This window comes from Streptomyces sp. NPDC001027, assembly GCF_040299045.1.
Classification (GTDB): Bacteria; Actinomycetota; Actinomycetes; order Streptomycetales; family Streptomycetaceae; genus Streptomyces.
The window spans coordinates 1-2,845 of record NZ_JBEPBI010000473.1 but is presented as its reverse complement, the minus strand read 5'-3'; the positions used below and the strand labels follow the sequence as shown (position 1 = coordinate 2,845).

Annotated in this window: 3 protein-coding genes; 1 reads left to right on the top strand and 2 read right to left on the bottom strand. The window is 68.2% G+C overall.

Annotated elements, in window-relative coordinates; all coding sequences use genetic code 11:
- Positions 1-392: 392 nt before the first annotated feature.
- On the bottom strand, positions 393-1,124 hold the full coding sequence (locus tag ABT300_RS42915; protein ID WP_351688282.1) for a DUF7873 family protein: 732 nt from the start codon (positions 1,122-1,124) through the stop codon (positions 393-395).
- 336 nt (positions 1,125-1,460) lie between these two features.
- Between ABT300_RS42915 and ABT300_RS42910 the strand changes: the two genes are divergently transcribed.
- The gene (locus ABT300_RS42910; RefSeq protein WP_351688280.1) at positions 1,461-2,288 is read left to right on the top strand and encodes a class I SAM-dependent methyltransferase; all 828 of its coding nucleotides are present in this window, start codon (positions 1,461-1,463) and stop codon (positions 2,286-2,288) included.
- 74 nt (positions 2,289-2,362) lie between these two features.
- Here ABT300_RS42910 and ABT300_RS42905 read toward each other — a convergent pair whose 3' ends face one another.
- Positions 2,363-2,761, bottom strand: a complete 399-nt coding sequence (locus tag ABT300_RS42905; RefSeq protein ID WP_351688278.1) for a PIN domain-containing protein — start codon at positions 2,759-2,761, stop codon at positions 2,363-2,365.
- Positions 2,762-2,845 lie beyond the last annotated feature (84 nt).

The following is a 2,845-nucleotide window of genomic DNA, read 5'->3' as shown; positions in this document are numbered from 1 at the left end:
TGACGGAGCCCGGGAGCATGTCCAGCTCCCGGGCTCCAGCTTGCCACCCATTTGCGCACACCGACGGCGTTTAAGAACCGCGGGTCATGTTGAGATCGACGTGTTCTGCCTTTGAACTACAGCGCCACGAGAGAGGCGCCGGGGGGACTTGAACCCCCATCCGTCGACGTTCGCCCACGCTCGGTCGATCCGGTGTTCGGCGGCGAATACTGAGACTGGAGCGAGAATCTGAGTTTCATGGGGCCGCCTCTGCCAGGCTTGGGCCACCCCCGCACGTGGTGCGGGGAGAGGGATTCGAACCCCCAACTGACACCCCTTCATCAGCTTCAACATCAGTTTCAGCTTGCGCTCATCGCGCACCCCCCGCTCGCGACGGAGGGCGTATGTGGGGGCTACCGGAAGAGGTAGCCGAATACCGCATCTCCGACCCGCTGGTCGGTGACCTCGGTGCTGTTCGCCTCCTCGCGGGCGAACTTGACGGACTGCTGGAGCTTCTCGACGCGGTCGAGGAGCTCGTTGACCCGCCGGGCGGGCAGCGCGCCGGAGAACTTCACCGTGGTCCAGTAACCGACCGGGACGTCCTCGTAGTACACCTCGACCTGCGCCGGGTGCTTCTCCGTGGCCTCGGCCTTCACATGGTTGCGCGGAACCTTCTTCGTGCGGATGGTCCGCACCGGGTCCGTCTTCCACGAGTCCGTCGAAGGGTCCAGGTTCCACGACTCGGAGGCGTCGAGCACCGGCAGCTTGCGCACGAAGGTGTGCAGGTCGGTGAGTTGCTTCTCCAGGAACAACAGGTACGGGACAGGCACCTGGGGCAACAGCACCGTGCCGTCGACCACCACGTCCGCGACCGCGGACCGGTTCGCCCAGTCCTTCGTCGCGGTCACGTCGAACAGCCGCGTCAGCGTCCCGGCGGTCGTCCGCAGAGCGTCCTCGGCCTTGATCTGTACCCGCGTGGACTCGGGCGGCAGCTGCTCGCCCTCTTCGTCCTTGGGCTGGTAGGTCCGGGAGATGCCGGCCAGCAGGGCAGGCTTCTGCACGTCCTGGTGAGCCTGGGTGAGCTCCTGGAGAGCCTTGGACTTGACGCCCTTTTCGACTGCGATGATCTGATTCAGCTTCGGCACACGGCGAACCTAACAACTCCGCGCCGCACGCACATCCGATTTAGCGCCAGGCCGAGAGGGCGGGGCGGCGAGTGTGAGCCCGGACCGGGACGCGAAGGTCACCAGACGCAAGGCGGCCGCCCGGCCGACGGCCCCGTGCGGTCCATGACAAGACGGAGGGCCACAGCTCCTACCGGGGGCTCGAGGCTCTCTGGCGGAGGTGTGCGGCGCCCCGAACGACTTGTCCGGCGCGACAGCTTCGGCCTGGTGACTTCTCCGAACTGCTGGCGGCAGCAGGTCAGTTACTGCCGGTGAACCAGTGGCTTTCCACGGACGAGCCTCATAGTTTGTGCGCTCGTGACTAACGACCCTCAGATGCGCCCGAACCCACGCGACCTCGGCCGGGTGTTCAACGAGGCGCCGGAACTCTACGACCGGGTCCGGCCTGGATACCCCGACGAGCTGTTCGCGGAACTTGTCGCCGTCACCGGCTTGGACGACAGGTCGTCGGTGCTGGAGGTGGGCTGCGGTACCGGTCAAGCGACGCGCTCGTTGGCAGCGCTCGGATGCTCAGTGACCGCCGTCGAGCCGGGCGCAGACATGGCCGCACTCGCTCGCCACCGGATCGCCTCCTTCCGTAACGTCGCAGTCGAGACATCGACGTTTGAGGAGTGGGACGACCGCGATCGACGCTTCGATGTCCTCGTGGCCGCGTCGTCGTGGCACTGGGTCGACCCGTCGATCGGCTGGCAGCGAGCGCACGACATGCTCCATCCCGGAGGCTGGATGGCACTGTTCGGCCACGTCGTTGTCCGTCGGCCGGGAGAGCCGGAGGTGTATGCCGAGACTGCTGACCTACACGAGCGGTTCTGTCCCGGGAACCCTGAGTGGGGTCATCCGCCACTCGAAGAAGACGTGCGCGGCGCCGACGAGGGCTGGGGCCTGGTCGAGGATCCCGGAGGGTTGTTCGGCCCGACGATGGTGCGCTGGTATCCAACCGTTCAGTGGTTCGACGGGGAGGGCTTTGCCGATCTCCTTCGCTCGCAGTCGCTGTATCGGAGGCTGGACCGCGATGTCCGCGAGCCCCTGCTCGATGCCATCGCCGAGCGCATCCGCACGCGGCTGGGCGACCGAGCATCACGCCGCTATCTGAGCGTGCTGCGTGTCGGACGGCGCGCCGAGTGAGGCGGGGGACCGGTCTCTGACCCACCTGTCCCGGCTTAAACACGCGGCGGCGGCCGGACCAGAGCCGGTGACGGCTACTGGCCGGGGTGGACCGCCTGGACACCGGTGCCCGCGTACGCCTTGGGCGTCAGCGTGAGGAGGAACCGCCCGGCCGGATGGGCGGCGGAGGGCCGGGCCGCGTGGACGGCGTGGACGGCGGCCCACGAGTGCCCGAACCGCAGCAGTCCGGTGGCGGTGACGGCTGCGTCGGCGTCGAACGCCTCGATCCGGATGAACCGCAGCCCCTTGATGCAGCCGAGCAGGCCCGGCCGCTCGGTGTCGCCGGCCGTCAGCGACAGCGCCGGCGCGGACAGATTCCCGAGCCCGCCGGACGCCTGCACGTAGAACGCGGCGACCGCCTCGTTGAACGGCTCCTTCGGGTCGTACGGAGCGGTCGCCGTGGTGTGGTCCAAGACGACCGAGATCGCCGCCACTACGCGGCCGTCTGCGAGCCGTGCTGCGCTCCGCCCAGGCGCTCCAGCAGCGCGCGGGCCTTCGCCTCGGCCTCCGCGCTGGGC